The organism is Acinetobacter sp. UBA6571 (assembly GCF_002434085.1).
In the GTDB taxonomy this organism is placed as follows: Bacteria; Pseudomonadota; Gammaproteobacteria; order Pseudomonadales; family Moraxellaceae; genus Acinetobacter; species Acinetobacter radioresistens.
Map to the genome: position 1 here is coordinate 87,607 of NZ_DJJJ01000063.1, position 17,491 is coordinate 105,097.

Consider the following 17,491-nt stretch of genomic DNA (forward strand, 5'->3'; position numbering starts at 1 on the left):
TCCATAAAAAATCCCGCTCAATGCGGGATTTTTTTATTAGCAGAATTTAAGGCCACCGTAACAGTTGGAAATAGGCAGCTGACCTAAGTCCATAGGATCAATATTAACTGTTGCTCCTAATAAACCTCCAACCGCACTTGAAATAGGAAGTTTAACATTTGATCCGTCCATATTTAAATTTGCAAACTGCGTATCAGGAATAGACATCCACCAGCCTTTTTGAGCTGCATTTGCTTTCCAAGAGTTATCAGTTACATTTTGCCAAAAAATATCCTTATTCTGTAAAGATAGAGAAGCATTACTTGTTGCCCCCCCATTGCTATCTGCAATTACTAAGCGATGGACGGTACTAAATGGAATATCTTTCATATTGGTATCTAAATGAAGATTCTTTAATAATGGATAGCCTGCAATATTTAAAGTACTATTCGCGTCCATACCTAATAGATCAAATGTAGAGGAACGATTTACCACTAGAGTAGTAGCATAATCTGTAACTTTCGCATCTGCCGTCGATATTGGTAGTCCCAATAGGGTGACTTGGATGCCTTTAATATTAGCATTTGTAACTCTCACTCCAATATCACCACTTAAACTATTAATCCCCTTATCATCATTAAGTTTACTTAAATCTGAATTTCCACCTATACTCATCATACCTAAAGCTGAAAGTGCACCCAGACGGAAACCAGCCACTTGACGTGTGGCTGCTGAATTAGGATTATCAATAGCAAATTCAATGAAAGGATTATTTAAGACAAAATCTGAGTTTACATATGAACCATCTACAGGATTTATTCCAGTCAGAGCAATATTATCAATATCAATATCACAGCCTGCTCCCTTACTTCCCCCGCATCCTAACTGTAATTTCTTAATATTGGCATTCAGAGATAATTCAGCAGCCAGTCCTAAACGATAAAATCCCATATTGCTTTGCTGCATAGAGCCAGAGTTTATGCCTTGATTATATGTTAAATTTAATAAAGCCTGCCCTTCAACTTGTGAGAGGGCATTGTCATCTAACTCTGTCATCGCATATAGGGTTGAACTGCTTAATATAGAGACAAACAAAATACCTAAACCAGTCTTTTTCATTATCTTTCCTTATCTGTTCTTTTTATAATCTAGCGTGGTGTAATACCTAAAGTACTACGCATGGTGCCACCCGTAATTGCAAGGTCTGCAATCTTTTGCATGCTACCTGAAGGGGACATCGCCATCTCTGCTTTAAAAATCTTACCCGTATTCAATGTATTAACTTGTCCAGGACTCATTAATGTAGAAGCCCGGTTAAACTGTATTTGACTGTCTACCTTCACGGTATCCTGCTTTACATAGACTCTAGATTCAAGACCGACACTACCCTGCATTTTATTGATATTTATGCTTGAAGTTTTAGACGTACCGTCTGGCCTTATGTCTTCATTAATCAGACTTACATAACTTCCTAACACTGAAGGATCTTGCTTTTGTGAAGTATTTAACTCGCTAAAATCGAAATTTGCCTTTAGAGTTAAAAAATTGCTATCCAGATTCCCTTCAGTCGGGTTAACACCCGGAATAATAAACAACTCACCATTACCATCCAGTTTAAATGCCAACGAGGTTAAAACATCATTTTTGCGAGCAAAGTTATCAATGGGTACTACCTTTTTATCACAGCTTGTTACCCCAGCCGGACAGTTATATAAAGAGCCAGGTAACTGGCCAATTGCGATTTCTGCTTTAGCAGCGAGTAACAAGTGGTCAGCCTTAATATAGATTCCCTCATCTTCAAATCCGATGACACCATCAGATTTTAAATACGCATCTATATTTCTAAAACCTGCATAATAATTTACTTCTTCACCATGCGAACCTCTTGCACCATCAACAATAATAAGCGAGGTAGTACTAGGCGTATTAGTTTTCTGGTCAATACCATAACCTTCTGTAGACAAAGCCAAGTTATAGCCTAATCCGGCTTTGCTGCTTCCGTGGTAACTATAATTCTTAGAAAATAGGGCAAGATTGGTATTTAAGTTAAAAATAGGAATACCAATACCCCATTCCGCACTTTGATTGGTTAATGCTGCCATAGAATTATCAGAAATGAATCTTGCTTTACGGGCAATCGCCTGAAAGTCCATACCACGCATAGCCAGTAAGGCAATATTTTGTGTAGTACCGGATGGCACTATGTTATAGACCAGTTCAGCTGCTGTTTCACCCAATACCTTTCTCATATTTTCATTAATGATAAAACTTAATGTAGGTGTCTGGGCAGCATTAATATAGATATCACCCAAGTCTATATAAGCATTTTGGGTGTTGTAAGCAGTTATACTATTTGCATTGCGAATGGCCAAGGGAGACAAGTTAGAAAATTCGATCGCATAACTGCCTTTACCCGTATGACCTAGCTCAAGAGTTGTAGCCTGATGATTAGCCGTAAGTAATGGATTTCCCTGACGGGTAAACTCTGCTGCCAGTCCTAAGTGTAAGCCACCTTTGGTATCGTACCCTTGTGCCTTACGTGTTGTTTCTTTCAAATCTGTAGCATTAACTGTATTAAAATTTGCCAGTCCTGTCTGGTCAGCATTTAGAAAAATCTTGCCATTGGTTAAAGCACCTGATGCTCCCATACGGATCAGGTTTTTCTGGTTAGCGGGGTCAGAACCGTAACGTAAATCCAGGTTTACTCCAGGATTAGTAGCATCACTCCGGCTTGAATGAACATCAGTTAGATCAGAAACCCGGCCCAGTTCAATTATATGATCTGTGGCTCCATTTTTACTTTTTGTGGCCAGTACAATTCCTTCTGTCGGGTCGATATACATATATCCATCCGCTGAAATATTAAAATTTAAATCTTTCAAGGTCAGATTATGGCCATTCAAGCCATAACCAATACTGGCATTTTGTAGTCTGAAATCCAGATGAGCTTTCTCGTCACGGTTAAACAAGCCCGCTGTTGTTTCCAGATTAAAAATAAGTGGCGAGATAGTCGCGAGGCTCAAGGAACCCAGGTTTTGTTGAGCCACGGTGTTCGTGCAACTAGTATCACAGATCAGCATCAGTTTTTCGATAGTCGCCTGAAAAGGTGAAATACTGCCCTGTATCTTTATTCCTACGCCCCGCTCAGTTTTTCCAACATCAATATCTAAAGTACTTTTGATATTCTGCTGATGGGTTCCCTCTACTCTGACATTATGTAAACCTAGTTTCATTTTTCCAGTGTTGGAATAATCTACCCAGTTCGCTTGATCAACAACCACTTTAGATACTTCATGAGTAATAGAAATACCATCCTGACCGGTGACTGTACTTAATGACGTATCAGAAAGTTGCTGCAATGCATAAGAATGCTGTGCCATAAATATACAGACACTGAGCCACTTTAATTTTGTTATTTTTCTCATTTCAACATCCTTATTGATGAGCTCTCTTTTCTTTTAACAGCGACTTGTCGTTGTGCCCGCACAGTTATAACTGAAAATCTTCAGATTACCTGACATATGCAGGTTCCCATGCATGTTCACTCCCATAAAGCCTTGTTCCCCTCCTTGATCAAATCTCGGAACCAGCTTGCCGCCATCGTAAGTTGTATACTTTTTATCATTTAAATACCCTTCACTTCCGCTTTCTACCGCAAGACTTTTAAAGCCCAAATTACGGACTTTTAACGGATGGTCATCATAAAAAGTAAGTTGCAGTGCAGTTTGCGGTTCACCCTCCCGGTTTAGAATTGTAGAACCATCTAAAGAGAATTTATCTATTTGAAGAGTACCCTGTAACTGTTTAAATACCAGCCATTTTTGACTGCCATTTTCGGTATGGTTGTTGGGTGAAAAAGCGAATCGACATAAAATATCTGAAACACATTGATAAGAATAAAAAGCCTGAGTTACAGTTCCCTGTGGATCATATTCAGAAATATTTTTAAGACTCATATTATTGGCATACTGATGGTTTAACGACAGTGTCCAGCTTAAATCAGCTCCCCCCTGACCTGTGATATTCAACAATGCCTCATTATCGAGATTTATAAGTTCTGCTTGCGCTGTAGATGAAAGGACTAAAGCACATAATAAATTAAATTTATTTAACATATACTTCTCCTATAGCCCGGTCGTCTTGAATTTAAGATGCTGTATCATGACCCCGTCAATCACCGCAGAGCCTAAATTAGTCATCGTATTAGATGGTCCTCTGAATACCACACCTGTAGCATTACTATCAGTATTTGCTTTAAGTAAATTTGTAGTTGGATCACGTGTTACGCTACCAATCGAGATACTGCTATGAGTAGCATTTGTGCCCTGATATTTAATAGTTGAGGTACCAGCTTTGACATCAGATAAATTCGAACCGCAATAAGCCACATTACAGGTTGAGCCCTTAAAAGAAGCTGCGGTTAAAGCACCCTCAAGCTTGGTATCTTTATCTGTATCATTATAAAAAGTATAAATCTGGCTATAGATTTCCGGCACATTCGGAATGCGGGTGACCTCAAGAATAATATTGTTTCCTTCAGAACCTAGAACAAAAGGCTGATACATATTACCCAAGACCAGATTAAGGTTTGGACTGTACAGATATAAACCTTCCTGATCATTAAAAATTGGCGCGAAAGATTTATCCAAAGCTGGTGTAGCTGCCGTACCCTCCTGAATAGCTGCTGTACTCAAACGTATAGCTTTAGCATTGCGGCTGGTTGCTGAGTCACTTATCTTGAGAGTGGATGGGTTATCATTGGTATTCAACCGGATAATATTAGCCATACCAAGTGACTGGTTATGCTGGGTATTGTCTGAAGCTTGAGTCTGAAATAAACGGACTTGAGATCCATTTAGGCTCAGGCCATTTGCTACGAATTGCATCCGCAGTCTTTGATTTCTATCAAGATCCTGATCATTTCCATCAGAAGTTGGCTTGGGAATCGGTGCTCCCGTAATGGGATTTAATGTATTAGAGGAATCCCAAGAGCGTGAAAAAGCATCCAGCCAGAAACCCAGCTTGATATTATTATCTGATTCATCGGCATCAACTTTAACCAGGGGAGCTTCTAGAGCCAGATAGCTGATATCACCAGAAGGATTTTTTGCAGCGAACTGTTTAATATTGGTCGCTGTTCCGGCACGGAATAACCATGGATTTGCAGCATCTCCCCAGTTAAACCCCTGATTACTGAACCTCTGGTTCAAGTCTGAATTGGATTTTGATAAGGCCAGACCGTAGATAAAAATGTCTGCTTTATTATGCATTGCTGCGGCTTGGGCGGCGGTCAGTTTAAGTTGTTCATAGTTCTCACCCGTCGGAATAATTCGGATGAAACCTGTATCATACTTAGCTGCATCGGTAATATTTGAACGGTTATAACTTGAAGCTGCCGACTGATCATTGGGTCCCTGAAAGACCATTTTAAAATTCTCGGGAAGAAGTGCTATTCCCTCTCCTGTTGTTTCAGCTAAACGGTCATCAGACAAGGATTCAAGTGCATAACCAGTTTGGGTCAAGCATAAGCCGGCCATAGCGGCCAAACAGGACATACGAAATCCTGTAGTCTTCCAATGATGAATCATCTCGGTCTTCCTTTTTATCTGATGCTCCGCATCATTTATTTTTATTCCTCGATATCTTGGTATTTCTAGCTTTATTCAATTATTGCTATAGCAGTACTTATACCTAGATCTTTTAAAGTTAATTATGCTGAATATAAATGTAATTGCAAAAAAAATAGCCTTGAAAGACATGGTTTCCGATGAATGAATTGTAAAAAAATAGGCGGATTCAAATGATCCGCCTATTTATAAATGAAACCTGAATTATGCTTTTGGCAAAGTCACACCTCGTTGTCCCTGATATTTCCCGCCACGATCCTTATAAGAAGTTTCACACACTTCATCACTTTCAAAAAACAGCATCTGAGCAACACCCTCACCTGCATAAATACGCGCTGGCAAATTGGTAGTATTTGAAAATTCTAACGTAACATGGCCTTCCCACTCTGGCTCCAGCGGCGTGACATTAACAATAATACCGCAGCGTGCATAGGTGGATTTACCCAGACAAATTGTTAGTACATTGCGTGGAATACGGAAATACTCTACCGTACGGGCCAAAGCAAATGAGTTAGGTGGAATAATACAGACATCTGATTCAATATCGATGAAACTTTTATCATCGAAATTTTTTGGATCAACAATTGCAGAATGGACATTTGTAAAAACTTTAAACTCACGTGCACAGCGAACATCATAGCCATAGCTGGACACACCATAAGAAATCAGTTTTTGACCATTTTCATCGAGGCGGACCTGGTTTTCTGCATACGGTTCAATCATGCCGTGTTTTTCGCTCATTTCGCGAATCCAACGATCAGACTTAATAGCCATGTTGTTTCTATCCAAAAATACTGAAAATCAATTATTGCGCTGTACTTTAACTTAAATCTGTCACAATGAAAACAAGATCAGCTACAAGCCTTGAGACGTATGCATGTTGAATATTATTACAGACTCAGTAAAGCCGAGTAGCTTAGTGGAATAGAAAAGCTGACCAAAATCAAGGAAGCCGTTCGCTGTAGATTACGCTGATTTAACCACCGGACTTTTGGAGTATTCAAACTTGAGCCAATAAAAGTCCAGAATAATGCAATCGGCACAATAAGAGCCAGAAAAACTCCCATATGCACAGCATAGATAGACCAGTTGACCCATGCAGCAACCGGAAAAATAGCTGAAGCAAACAATAAAGCTTTAGGATTGAGTAGAGTCGCTACAAATAGCTCACGAGGACGAATCGCGGGCTGGTTCAGATCAAGCTGTACATTTGCAGTTTTCCATAGTTTAACTGCCAGAAAAATAATATAAAACGCACTTAAAAGCTTTAATAAAGTTGGTAGGATCGGCAGGGTAGCTGATACTGTATCAATCAAGGTGCCCCAGACAGTAATGGCAATAATATAACCTAAAACTTCTGCTGGAATTAAACGTGCAGAACGTCGCACCCCAAGCCGGATTCCAGAAGAGGCTAATAGAGTATTTGTCGGTCCTGGTGTAAGCAGCACGCTTGCCACTAGGCCAATAAAAAGCCATGAAATCATAGAGTCACCTCACTATTGAGTGAGCGAAGATTAAAGGAGTTTATAAACTCTCGCAAAATATAATTTTAGGAGCCTTTATAAAATAGAATTTACCACCGAGTGTTATTTATATAAATATATTAAATACAATAATTTGTAAGAAAAAATACAAATAGAACGCTTGAGTCACTTCTTCTGTTCGAAAGACTATAAATAAAAAAGGATCAGAGCTGATCCTTTTTTATTTATAGCTAGGTAGTTGAAATATTAAGCAGCTGCTTCTGTAGTAACTCCTGCATTTTGTACCTCAGCTGCCTGAACAGGCACGGTTTTTTTCGCAGCAGGAAATGAAGGAGTATAAACCACTGTAGCAGAACTGATCACAGGAGCAGCCGCGACCAGCATACCTAAAGAGAGAGGTAAAACTTTCAGGAGAGTTTTCATAAGGTTAGCTCTAAAAATAACAGTTAAAAAACAGCTGAGAGCTTAGCGGGGAGCCGGTAAAGAAAAAATGATAAAAACGGCGAAAATTTTCAAATTGACTTGGCAGTCATTCTAGAGTAAATACTTAATTAATTTTAGTTATTTTAAAATATCAAACAAAAAAACCTTCTTGAACTTCACCCTGCCGTATCAAGAAGGCTTTGCTTTCAGAATATCGAAATTAGAAGATGCGCTTCTCATCTCGACTATGCTGAGGCAGTTTTTCAGCAATTTTTCTGGCAATTTCAATATAACTTTCAGCTGCCTCATCCTCTGCAATTACGGAAGGTTTACCGGCATCGGTATTTTCACGGATCTGAACATTGAGTGGAAGACGGCCAAGCAGCGGAATCTGGTACTGATCTGCCAACTGGTCACCTCCGCCTGTGCCAAAAATCTGCTCCTCATAACCACAATTTGAGCAGATATGTGTAGACATATTTTCGATTACACCTAACACCGGAATTTTTACCTTATTGAACAGTTCGATTCCCTTAGTGGCATCCATTAATGCTACATTCTGAGGTGTAGTTACAATTACAGCACCTGTTACTGGAATACGCTGAGCCAATGTAAGCTGTATATCCCCTGTTCCAGGTGGCATATCAATTACCAGCACATCCAGTTCAGGCCATAAAGTCTGGTTAAATAGCTGCATCAGCGCGCCTGTAGCTTTGGGACCACGCCACGCTACAGGTGTATTGTGATCTCCGGTTAAATGGCCGATTGAAAGTACGGCCATGCCATATGCTTCAAGAGGAACAAAATTTTCTGCTTCAATAAGAGGCGTATGTCCAGCATTGCCAAGCATAGTCGGAATACTCGGCCCATAAATATCGGCGTCCAGTACGCCAACTTTTAAGCCCAGTTTCTGTAATGCTAACGCCAGATTAACAGTTGTTGTAGACTTGCCTACCCCACCTTTTCCAGAAGAGACCAGAATAATATTCTGAATACGTGAATGTTTTGGTACATCGCGTTGCTGGGGCGCAGCTTTTTCAATAGGTGGATTATTCGGGTCATTGTCAGGCGCAGTATTAGGACTGACTTGAGCTGAAGCATCCACTACCGGCGGTAAAGAACTTTTCTCACTCTGGCTATCTTGAGCAGGGGTCGCAGCTGCGAGATTATTTTTTTGTTGAATTACATGCAGGTTCAGTTCTTGCAATCCGCATTTTTCTAACTGGTCAGCCAATTCATCATGTAATTGCTGTAGATAAGGCTTTTCTTCAGGATATGTTTTAATGGTCAGTTGCAGGGTTGCCTCATGCAATTGCAACTGGGTAATACGGTCCTGCAAACGGTTATTAGAATGCGGCAGCACATAATTTTGCAGTACCTGCTGGATTTCTTCTTCTTTCACGCCTTTAGCTGGTGAAAATACTGATTTTAATGAAGAAAACCATGACATAACTTTGACTCCAAACCGGACCATTTCTGCTGAATAGGGTTAGTTTACCTGTAAGTGTCGTGAAGGTTAATAGCTGTTCTGTGCCAGACAGACAAAAGCCTCTAATTTTCAAGTAATTTAGTCAGCTTTATAGCTGTTGGTTTCTAATTTCTTTTCTAAATCTAGTTCTATTCAATTCTTTTTAATTATCTCTGCCTTTATTTATCAAATAAAAATTTGGTCTTATTTTCTTTGAAAACTCATTTTTCTTTCTTTACTTAACTACAGCGTGAGACTTACTGTTAAATAAAGCCTCGCTTTGTTTTCCTTCGCTCATCAGGTAAAATTGACCGTCTTAAATAATGAATACGAATGAGAGAGTCAATCTGTGCGTAATATCTTAGTCACTAACGCCCTTCCCTACGCTAATGGCCCCATCCATATGGGACACTTACTTGGTTATATCCAGGCGGATATCTGGGTTCGTGCTATGCGTGCAATGGGCCATGACGTGACTTATGTCTGCGCAGATGATGCTCACGGTACAGCAATTATGTTACGTGCCGAGGCAAATGGCATTACACCGGAAGAACAGATTGCCAATGTGCAAAAAGAACACATTCGTGACTTTAATGGCTTTGGGGTTCACTTTGATCATTATGACTCTACCAATAGCGACACGAATAAAGCACGCTCTCAAGAAATCTATATTAAAAACCGTGAAGCTGGAAATATTGCGGTTCGCCCGGTTACTCAGCTATTTGACCCTGAAAAAGGCATGTTCCTCTCAGACCGTTTCATTAAAGGTACCTGCCCAAAATGTAAAACGGAAGACCAATACGGTGACTCGTGTGAAGCATGTGGAACGACCTATAATGCAACTGAGCTGATTAATCCAAAATCAACTTTAAGCGGCGCGACACCAGTAGAGAAATCTTCAGATCACTACTTTTTTAAATTACCTAACTTTTCAGAATATCTGCAGACATGGACTCGTGATTCAGGACGTTTACCGGTTTCAATTGCCAACAAGTTAGATGAATGGTTTGATGCAGGGCTTTCAGACTGGGATATTTCCCGTGATGCGCCTTATTTTGGTTTCGAAATTCCAGATGCACCGAATAAATACTTCTACGTTTGGGTAGATGCACCGATTGGCTATATGTCGAGTTTTGAAAACTATATCCAGACCAAACGCCCAGATTTAAATTTTGATGATTTCTGGAAAAAAGATTCTGAAAATGAGGTGTATCACTTCATTGGAAAAGATATCGTTTATTTCCATGCCCTGTTTTGGCCTGCCATGCTTGAAGGTGCTAATTATCGTACCCCTACAGGTTTATTTGTAAACGGCTTTCTGACTGTTAATGGACAGAAAATGTCAAAATCTCGTGGGACCTTTATTAAAGCAGAAACGTATCTGGAACATTTAAATCCTGAATACCTGCGGTATTATTTTGCTTCAAAGCTTTCAGACAAAGTAGAAGATTCCGACCTTAACTTGGACGACTTTATTCAGAAGGTAAATTCTGACCTAGTTGGAAAAGTGGTTAATATTGCCAGCCGCTGTGCCAAGTTTATTAATACTAAATTTGATCATAAACTATCTGCTGAATGTGCTGAACCTGAGCTGGTACAGAGTTTTATTGAAGCTGGCGATTCGATTGCGAAGGCTTATGAAGCCCGTGAATTCTCGACTGCTATTCGTGAAATCATGGCCTTGGCTGACCGTGCAAATCAGTATATTGATGAGAAAAAACCTTGGGCGCTTGCGAAAATTGAAGGTGAAGAGCTTCAAGTTCATAATGTATGTTCTGTCGGTATTAACCTGTTCCGCCAACTGGCAATTTACTTGGCGCCCGTACTTCCAGTATTAGCTCAACAGGTTCAAGACTTTTTGAAGCTTGACAGTTTTAACTTTGAATCCCGTAAGCAGATACTGGTAAATCATGAAATTGGACTATTCCAGCCGCTGATGCAACGCGTTGATCCAAAAGCAGTTACAGCAATAGTTGATGCATCTAAAGAGTCATTAGGAGCACCTGTGGCAGAGCCTGCTAAAGTAGAGAAGAAAAAAGAAAAAGCCAAAGAGAAAAAAGCTGAAGCTCAAGTCGGTGAAGCAGACATTATTGGTATTGAAGACTTTATAAAAGTTGACCTGCGTGTAGCAGAAGTTTTAGAAGCTGCGCATGTAGAAGGGTCTGATAAGCTTCTTCAACTTACCTTAAATGTTGGCGAAACTGAACCGCGAAATGTATTTAGTGGAATTCGTGAGTTTTACCAACCTGAAGATCTTAAAGGTAAATTAGTTGTTATGGTGGCAAACCTGGCCCCACGTAAAATGCGTTTTGGTATTTCTAACGGGATGGTTCTGGCGGCAGGTAATGGCGAAGGTGTGTGGGTAATTTCACCTGAGAATGGTGCTAAACCGGGTGATAAAGTGTCTTAACACTCAACACTTAAACTGCATAAGGTCTTTATAGCAATTATAGAGGCCTTTTTATTTAAAAGTATAATTAATTTATTGAAATTTATTCTAAATTATTAAAAAATACCTGCGCTTTTTTATTTATTACAATTATTCGGGGAATATATGAAAAATCTATTAGTAATTGCACTAGCTGCATCAACTATTGCAATTACAGGTTGTACGATGCGTATTGCAGATATGACGGTTGCTTCAACCAAAAACTATAACTTAAACTCTAATCAGTTTATTAAAGGTGAACGCGTTACAGGTGAAGATAAAGTACCTGTTATATTGTTTCCACTAGGCATACCAAACTTTAAAACTGCTATTGATCGTGCCATTGAAAAAAATCCATGCTCTGTAGCGCTTTCTGATGTAGTTATTACTCAATTAAATCAGGCTTTTCTTGTTGGTCAAATTGGTTACCGTGTAGAAGGCTCTCAAGTGATTGACCTTTCTCAACCAAACTGTAGAAAATAAGATAAAAGCCCCTCAAGTGAGGGGCTTTTTAAACAAGCCTTATTATTTCATAAAAAAAAGAAATTATTACTTCATCCCAAAAATTAATTTAAGACCTAATAATGTCATTACACCACCAGCAATCCGGTCAAAAATAGCTTTAAACTTCAAATAAACCTGACGTGGCTTCTCGGCAGATAGTGCAACAGCTACCAGAGAATACCAGCCAGCATCAATAAAGAAACACAGCAGAGGTAAGACCACATAAAAATAGGGAGGTATTTCTTTAGGTAAGAGTGCAGTAAAAATACTGGCTAAAATAATAGAAATTTTAGGATTACTTAACTGTGTAATCAGGCCTAAACGATAAGCTTGGGCATAGCTCATCGGTTGAACTGATCCATAGGTACTACCCATTGGTTCTTTAGCATGCTTAATAATTTTATAAGCCAGCCAAAGTAAATATAAACCGCCACAGACTTTCAAAATAAAATAGGCCGAAGGCACAGCCAGCAATATGGCTTGTAACCCCATGACGGCAAGAAAACCAAACAATGCTGCGCCAGTCCCTGTGCCCAGTGCAGTAAACAGGCCATGCTTACGTGAAATCGCAATTGAATTTTTTGCCACATAAATAAATGTTGGGCCCGGACTTATTGCGCCCAGCATCAGAGCTAGTGCAATTGAACCTATAATAAATAACGATTCCACAAGCGTGTCCTCAAATCATTAGAGAGAAATCTTTAATCGTGGTCTTTATAGCGAAGTGCATAGATTTAGTCTATCAATTTATTAGAAAACATACAGCAGCCAAGATACAAACTGAAATTGTATAGTATTAAATAAAGACTCAGAATATTTTTATATTAAGAAAATAGCAGAGTATAACTTTATCTCATGAAACTTGCTGAAGCGTTGATACTGCGAAGTGACTTACAGACCAAGCTTGCATCTTTGCAGCAACGTATTAATAACAATGTACTGATACAAGAAGGCGACCAGCCCAGTGAAGACCCCGAGCAATTGCTAAAAGAAGCATTTGCAGTCAACACCGAGCTGCATGATTTGATTAAACGGATTCACATGACTAATGCCCAGGCCCAAACCGTTCAGGGTAAAGCTTTACTGGATGTTTTAAATGAACGGGATTTCCTGATTAGTCAGCATCGTATTCTTCAACAGGCAATTGACAGTACACGGCGTGAATCTGCAAGATACAGTTCCAGTGAAATTCGCTGGATAAAAGTAGTCTCTGTCAGCGATCTACAAAAACAGGCCGACCAGATCAGTCAGAAATTGCGTCAGAACAATCTGGAAATTCAAGCATCAAACTGGCAAGTAGATCTCATTTGATTATTTTATTGATCTGTTTTTAAAAACAGGACAATATTCAAAGTTCGGGCATATTGGGCGAGTACAAGACCTTTTTATCCGGTTTGTAAGGTTTTAAATAAGACAAACCCTTGCATAGAGGTAAGACGTCTACTTCAATACTTCATTAGTCTGACGTAGCACTTTTCATCTTTTATCTCTTACTCTTTAGTTGGCACTACCGCGTACTGACAATATGCCCACCTTCCTTTCTTTTTCAGCTAACTCTCTTGTAAGGATATAATTTGTCTTATGGCCTAGCTGTTTGTGTATCTGTCAAACGGTAATGCTGCTCATATACAGGCGTACCTGCAATACTGAGCGGTGTCTGAGTTACCGGTTTATTCAACTGATCTTGACCGCATCCGCTCAGCAGCATTAATACAAATAGATAAAAAATTGGGGACTGCTTTTCCATACTGGCACTCCTTTTTTGTTGTTGTTATTGTTTCATACTGAAAATAATACAACAGTCATCGCTCAGCAAACAGCCTGAATAAGTAAACTTTTATATAAAACTTATATTTACTTTAGCCTTCCTTAAACTTGCAGAAAACCATAAGGAGCATGCTCAAAACTGCCCCTTTGAAAAGTATAAATGCAGTTTTCTTTTTATACTATGGTGTCTTATATTTAACTAAAGCTTTAAAGTTTCAACAAAAAACTTACTTACATATCAGTATATAGCTTTCAATATATGCCTAGTCGAACTCTCCATCATTTTTAATACTTAAAAATTCAATTAGCGAGAAAGCTATGACTTGTAATAAGCTCACTCTTTGTTTGAAGCTTTATTTATAGAGTTGGCGGTCGCCTTAATATAGGGAAATATGAGTGGAACTTAAGGTTTATAACCTTGGGTTCTAAAACTGGGAAGCTGTATGGATAAAACACCACGTTTTATAGAAACTCCACCGGACTGGACACCGGATGAACGCCCGACCTTACCTGGTTCTCCAGCAGCAATCGCCCACTCACGCCCAAAGCGTTTTCTTTATCTGTTTATTGGATTATTTGTAGCCATTGCGGCCAGCTTGAGTAATGGCTTTATCACTGCCAATTTACCTATCATTCAGGGAGAATATGGTTTAACCCTATCAGAAGCGGCATGGCTACCAGCAGCCTATGTTATGGCTAATGTCAGCTCAAACCTGATTTTATTTAAAGCCCGACAACAATATGGTTTACGTCTGTTTTCAGAAGTCGGGCTGATTGCTTTTATTGCAGTTCTGATTCTGCATATTTTAGTACATACCTATGAAATGGCTCTCTTTGCCCGTTTTATTGCCGGTCTGGCTGCCGCGCCGCTCAGTTCTCTAGGTATGTATTATGTTATGCAAGCTTTCAAGAAAGAAGATATGGCCAAAGGTATTTATATTGCTTTTGGTTTTCAGCAGCTTGGCTTGCCTCTAGCCTGGATTATTTCACCTTACCTGGTCGATACTCATAGCTGGATGGTACTTTACACTTTTGAACTAGGGTTAGCCATCTGCTGTCTGGCAATGGTAGTTTCATTAAAATTACCACGCAGTCTAAGAATTTATGTTTTTGAAAAACAGGACTTTTTTACTTTTTTATTACTTGCTCCAGGTTTTGCCTCCCTGTGTATAGTACTTACTCAGGGACCAATCTTGTGGTGGTTTAATAGTGAATGGCTGGCATATGTGCTTATTGCTGGTCTTACCCTGTTAGTCGCCGGATTACTTTATGAACACTACCGGGTCAACCCGCTTATTATGACGCGCTGGTTGAGTACAGGGGCAATTTTACATTTTATTCTGGGCGCTTTTGCCATTCGTCTGCTCATGTCGGAACAAAGTTATGCCGCTGTCAGTTTTTTAAAAACGATAGGTATGGGGCCAGACCAGTTTGTGCCACTGTATATCGTTATTGGAGCGGGTATTCTGTCTGGTACACTTTTTAGTGCTCTAACCTTTTCTAGAGAGCGAATTATTATACATCTGGTACTGGCTGAGTTTTTGATCCTGGTGGCATGTGGTCTAGATTATCATCTGACCAGTGATGTACGGCCTTCCAATTTCTTTACCAGTCAGTTTCTGGTTGGATTTGCAGGTGGTGTTTTTATTGGCCCCCTGCTACTGGCCGGTTTTGCCAAAACACTAGCACAAGGGCCATCGCATGTCGTTACCTTCATTGTGCTGTTCTCTGCAACTCAGACTTTTGGCGGACTGGTCGGTTCTTCATTTTTCAATACCTACCAACAGCATCGTACCCAAAACTACAAAGCTGAAATTACTTTAGAAATGGACAGAACCGATCCACTGATTAGCCAGCGTTTACATCAATACCAAGTAGCCACAGCTGCCCAGTCACCTGATACGGTACTCGCACAAACTCAAGCATTACGAAACTTGAATCAAGTTGTAACCCGCGAAGCACAAGTCCGGGCCTATAATGATGTTATTGCCCTGAACGGGCTGTTTGCTGTAGTACTGCTAATCTGGGGTCTGTTTATTATTGTCCGGATGAAGATTGTTGCAAGACGCATGCAGACATAGACACAATCTGCAAGTTAAATGAAAATTTGATATAAAAACAGAATTTGAGTTATATCCATGCCAGAAGACCAAAATAAAACTGATCAACAGACAGAACCGGTAGCACAATCTGAACAGGTTGAGCATGAAAAGACTGAAGCTCCTGCTACACCTCAACCTTCCAGCAAGCTGATTCCAACCAGACATTCCACTTTATTCTGGATGCTGCTTGTTTTAATTATTGGTATTACAATTATCTTATGGGCCTGGCATTTAGGTCCGTTTCATACAGCAATCGAACGTACTGATAACAGCTATGTTAAAGGGCAAACAACTATTTTGTCTTCTCAAATTAATGGCTATATTCAGCAGGTTATGGTCAAAGACTTTGACTATGTCAAAAAAGGGCAACCTTTACTGAGAATTGATGCGAAAACTTATGGGGAACAAGTTGTCCAGGCAGAAGCTGCGGTAGAACAGGCAGAAAACAATCTGGCTAACCAAGAACAGGCAATTGCCCAGCACCGCGCCGATATTGCAGCAGCTCAGGCGCAGGTAGAACAGGTCAAAGCACAGTATGAACTAGCGCGTAGCCAGCTACAGCGCTATCAGCAGCTTGGTAATAGTGGTGCTGCCTCTAAAACAGAACAGGATAGAGCCGCAGCTGATGTAAAAAATGCACAAGCACAGCTTAGACAGGCTGAGGCAAATGTTGAGGTCGCACGTGAAGCATTGAAAACTGCTCAAGTGGCCCAGATTGGTCTGAAAGCACAGGTCAAAAATGCACAGGCACAACAAGCACAGGCTCAGACCACCCAAAATTATAGTCTGATCAGTGCTCCAATGGACGGCCAGCTTGGGGAGGTAAACCCGCGTGTGGGGCAATACGTTGCTGCAGGTTCACAGCTGTTATTTCTGATTCCAAAACAGACTTGGGTTATTGCCAACTTTAAAGAAACCCAGATTGCCAATATGAAAGTTGGTCAGAAAGCAAGTTTTACAGTAGATGCTTTGAATGATCGTCAGTTTACTGGTCGCGTAGAACGGATCGCTCCAGCAGCCGGTTCAGAATTTAGTGTAATTAAGGCTGATAATGCTACAGGCAATTTTACCAAGGTGGTACAGCGTATATCGGTACGGATTGCAATTGATCCAAATCAGCCAGGAATTAAGGATTTGCGTCCGGGTATGTCCGTAATCAGTTCAGTTGATACCAGCTCATAATGAGCTGTTTAAATAACTACCATGTAACAGCAGTGAACTGCCTTTTTAGCTACAACAGTTTATGATTGTTTTATCTTAGTCTAGTCTATATTGCCAGTTTTTATGCTTGACCTTTTAGCTCAGCCTGTACCTTACCAGACTATTATTCAGCACGCTCAACTGAGCTTAACTGTCAAGCGGCTAGATCTGGTTCATCCAGAAATTTCTGGCAATAAATTTTATAAACTTAAAAACAATATCCATTTTGCTCTGGCAGAAGGATTCAAACAACTTCTGACTTTTGGAGGCGCTTTTTCGAATCATATTGCTGCTACCGCCGCCGCAGGCAAACTTGCCGGTTTATCTACTATAGGTATTATCCGGGGAGAAGAACTGGCTCAGCGTCCGTTTAATCCAACCCTTATGCAGGCCCAAGCAAATGGCATGCAGCTCTATTTTATAAGTCGTCATGAATACAAATACCGGGCTGATCAGGCCTACCTGCAGACGTTACAGCAACGTTTTCCTCAGGCTTATATCATTCCAGA

15 protein-coding genes and 1 pseudogene are annotated in these 17,491 nt (G+C 40.0%); 6 read left to right on the forward strand and 10 right to left on the reverse strand.

The genetic code is table 11. The features are described 5' to 3' along the window. Positions 1 to 36: 36 nt before the first annotated feature. From B3X18_RS13510 to apbC, 8 genes are all read right to left on the reverse strand, one after another. On the reverse strand, positions 37 to 1,098 hold the full coding sequence (locus B3X18_RS13510; protein ID WP_005018748.1) for a hypothetical protein: 1,062 nt from the start codon (positions 1,096 to 1,098) through the stop codon (positions 37 to 39). Positions 1,099 to 1,127: 29 nt separating this feature from the next. Further along, entirely contained in the window at positions 1,128 to 3,404 is a 2,277-nt protein-coding gene (locus B3X18_RS13515) for a DUF6160 family protein (protein WP_005027631.1), read from the reverse strand. A 33-nt stretch (positions 3,405 to 3,437) separates the two neighbouring features. Further along, complete coding sequence (locus B3X18_RS13520; protein ID WP_005027633.1) at positions 3,438 to 4,094, reverse strand: hypothetical protein; 657 nt, start codon at positions 4,092 to 4,094, stop codon at positions 3,438 to 3,440. A 9-nt stretch (positions 4,095 to 4,103) separates the two neighbouring features. Beyond that, positions 4,104 to 5,567: a hypothetical protein gene (locus tag B3X18_RS13525; RefSeq protein WP_005027635.1), complete on the reverse strand. Its 1,464-nt coding sequence runs from the start codon at positions 5,565 to 5,567 to the stop codon at positions 4,104 to 4,106. 243 nt (positions 5,568 to 5,810) lie between these two features. Then, positions 5,811 to 6,380, reverse strand: a complete 570-nt coding sequence (gene dcd / locus B3X18_RS13530; protein ID WP_005018739.1) for a dCTP deaminase — start codon at positions 6,378 to 6,380, stop codon at positions 5,811 to 5,813. Between the two features lie 116 nt (positions 6,381 to 6,496). Beyond that, positions 6,497 to 7,090 (reverse strand): LysE family translocator, encoded by a 594-nt coding sequence (locus B3X18_RS13535; protein WP_005018736.1) that lies wholly within the window; start codon positions 7,088 to 7,090, stop codon positions 6,497 to 6,499. Between the two features lie 246 nt (positions 7,091 to 7,336). Further along, positions 7,337 to 7,513, reverse strand: coding sequence for a hypothetical protein (locus B3X18_RS13540; RefSeq protein ID WP_005027638.1), 177 nt, complete (start codon positions 7,511 to 7,513; stop codon positions 7,337 to 7,339). Positions 7,514 to 7,733: 220 nt separating this feature from the next. Next, a complete protein-coding gene (gene apbC / locus B3X18_RS13545) occupies positions 7,734 to 8,963 on the reverse strand; it encodes an iron-sulfur cluster carrier protein ApbC (protein ID WP_005027640.1) in 1,230 nt (409 codons plus the stop codon). Positions 8,964 to 9,330: 367 nt separating this feature from the next. Between apbC and metG the strand changes: the two genes are divergently transcribed. Beyond that, positions 9,331 to 11,391, forward strand: coding sequence for a methionine--tRNA ligase (gene metG, locus B3X18_RS13550; RefSeq protein WP_005027642.1), 2,061 nt, complete (start codon positions 9,331 to 9,333; stop codon positions 11,389 to 11,391). A gap of 144 nt (positions 11,392 to 11,535) precedes the next feature. Beyond that, complete coding sequence (locus B3X18_RS13555; protein ID WP_005027645.1) at positions 11,536 to 11,892, forward strand: hypothetical protein; 357 nt, start codon at positions 11,536 to 11,538, stop codon at positions 11,890 to 11,892. A 66-nt stretch (positions 11,893 to 11,958) separates the two neighbouring features. Here the strand turns inward: B3X18_RS13555 and B3X18_RS13560 are convergent, their stop codons facing one another. Then, positions 11,959 to 12,582, reverse strand: coding sequence for a LysE family translocator (locus tag B3X18_RS13560; protein WP_005027647.1), 624 nt, complete (start codon positions 12,580 to 12,582; stop codon positions 11,959 to 11,961). Between the two features lie 186 nt (positions 12,583 to 12,768). Between B3X18_RS13560 and B3X18_RS13565 the strand changes: the two genes are divergently transcribed. After that, positions 12,769 to 13,224 carry a DIP1984 family protein gene (locus B3X18_RS13565; RefSeq protein ID WP_005027650.1) on the forward strand — a complete coding sequence of 152 codons (456 nt, stop codon included), beginning with the start codon at positions 12,769 to 12,771 and terminating at the stop codon, positions 13,222 to 13,224. Positions 13,225 to 13,492: 268 nt separating this feature from the next. On the opposite strand, the gene B3X18_RS13570 is transcribed toward B3X18_RS13565, so the two are convergent. Next, positions 13,493 to 13,660 (reverse strand): NF038215 family lipoprotein, encoded by a 168-nt coding sequence (locus B3X18_RS13570; RefSeq protein WP_005018716.1) that lies wholly within the window; start codon positions 13,658 to 13,660, stop codon positions 13,493 to 13,495. Positions 13,661 to 14,123: 463 nt separating this feature from the next. Here B3X18_RS13570 and B3X18_RS13575 point away from each other — a divergent pair, with 463 nt between their 5' ends. From B3X18_RS13575 to B3X18_RS13585, 3 genes and pseudogenes are all read left to right on the forward strand, one after another. Next, the gene (locus B3X18_RS13575; RefSeq protein ID WP_005027653.1) at positions 14,124 to 15,761 is read left to right on the forward strand and encodes an MFS transporter; all 1,638 of its coding nucleotides are present in this window, start codon (positions 14,124 to 14,126) and stop codon (positions 15,759 to 15,761) included. 57 nt (positions 15,762 to 15,818) lie between these two features. After that, positions 15,819 to 16,964: an HlyD family secretion protein gene (locus B3X18_RS13580; protein ID WP_005027655.1), complete on the forward strand. Its 1,146-nt coding sequence runs from the start codon at positions 15,819 to 15,821 to the stop codon at positions 16,962 to 16,964. Positions 16,965 to 17,066: 102 nt separating this feature from the next. Continuing rightward, positions 17,067 to 17,491, forward strand: a pseudogene (locus B3X18_RS13585) (1-aminocyclopropane-1-carboxylate deaminase/D-cysteine desulfhydrase); the annotation flags it as partial.

Coding starts and splice junctions, on each gene's coding strand:
- B3X18_RS13510 (WP_005018748.1), bottom strand. CDS start 1,098: ATGAAAAAGACTGGTTTAGGTATTTTGTTTGTCTCTATATTAAGCAGT.
- B3X18_RS13515 (WP_005027631.1), bottom strand. CDS start 3,404: ATGAGAAAAATAACAAAATTAAAGTGGCTCAGTGTCTGTATATTTATG.
- B3X18_RS13520 (WP_005027633.1), bottom strand. CDS start 4,094: ATGTTAAATAAATTTAATTTATTATGTGCTTTAGTCCTTTCATCTACA.
- B3X18_RS13525 (WP_005027635.1), bottom strand. CDS start 5,567: ATGATTCATCATTGGAAGACTACAGGATTTCGTATGTCCTGTTTGGCC.
- dcd (WP_005018739.1), bottom strand. CDS start 6,380: ATGGCTATTAAGTCTGATCGTTGGATTCGCGAAATGAGCGAAAAACAC.
- B3X18_RS13535 (WP_005018736.1), bottom strand. CDS start 7,090: ATGATTTCATGGCTTTTTATTGGCCTAGTGGCAAGCGTGCTGCTTACA.
- B3X18_RS13540 (WP_005027638.1), bottom strand. CDS start 7,513: ATGAAAACTCTCCTGAAAGTTTTACCTCTCTCTTTAGGTATGCTGGTC.
- apbC (WP_005027640.1), bottom strand. CDS start 8,963: ATGTCATGGTTTTCTTCATTAAAATCAGTATTTTCACCAGCTAAAGGC.
- B3X18_RS13555 (WP_005027645.1), top strand. CDS start 11,536: ATGAAAAATCTATTAGTAATTGCACTAGCTGCATCAACTATTGCAATT.
- B3X18_RS13565 (WP_005027650.1), top strand. CDS start 12,769: ATGAAACTTGCTGAAGCGTTGATACTGCGAAGTGACTTACAGACCAAG.
- B3X18_RS13570 (WP_005018716.1), bottom strand. CDS start 13,660: ATGGAAAAGCAGTCCCCAATTTTTTATCTATTTGTATTAATGCTGCTG.
- B3X18_RS13575 (WP_005027653.1), top strand. CDS start 14,124: ATGGATAAAACACCACGTTTTATAGAAACTCCACCGGACTGGACACCG.
- B3X18_RS13580 (WP_005027655.1), top strand. CDS start 15,819: ATGCCAGAAGACCAAAATAAAACTGATCAACAGACAGAACCGGTAGCA.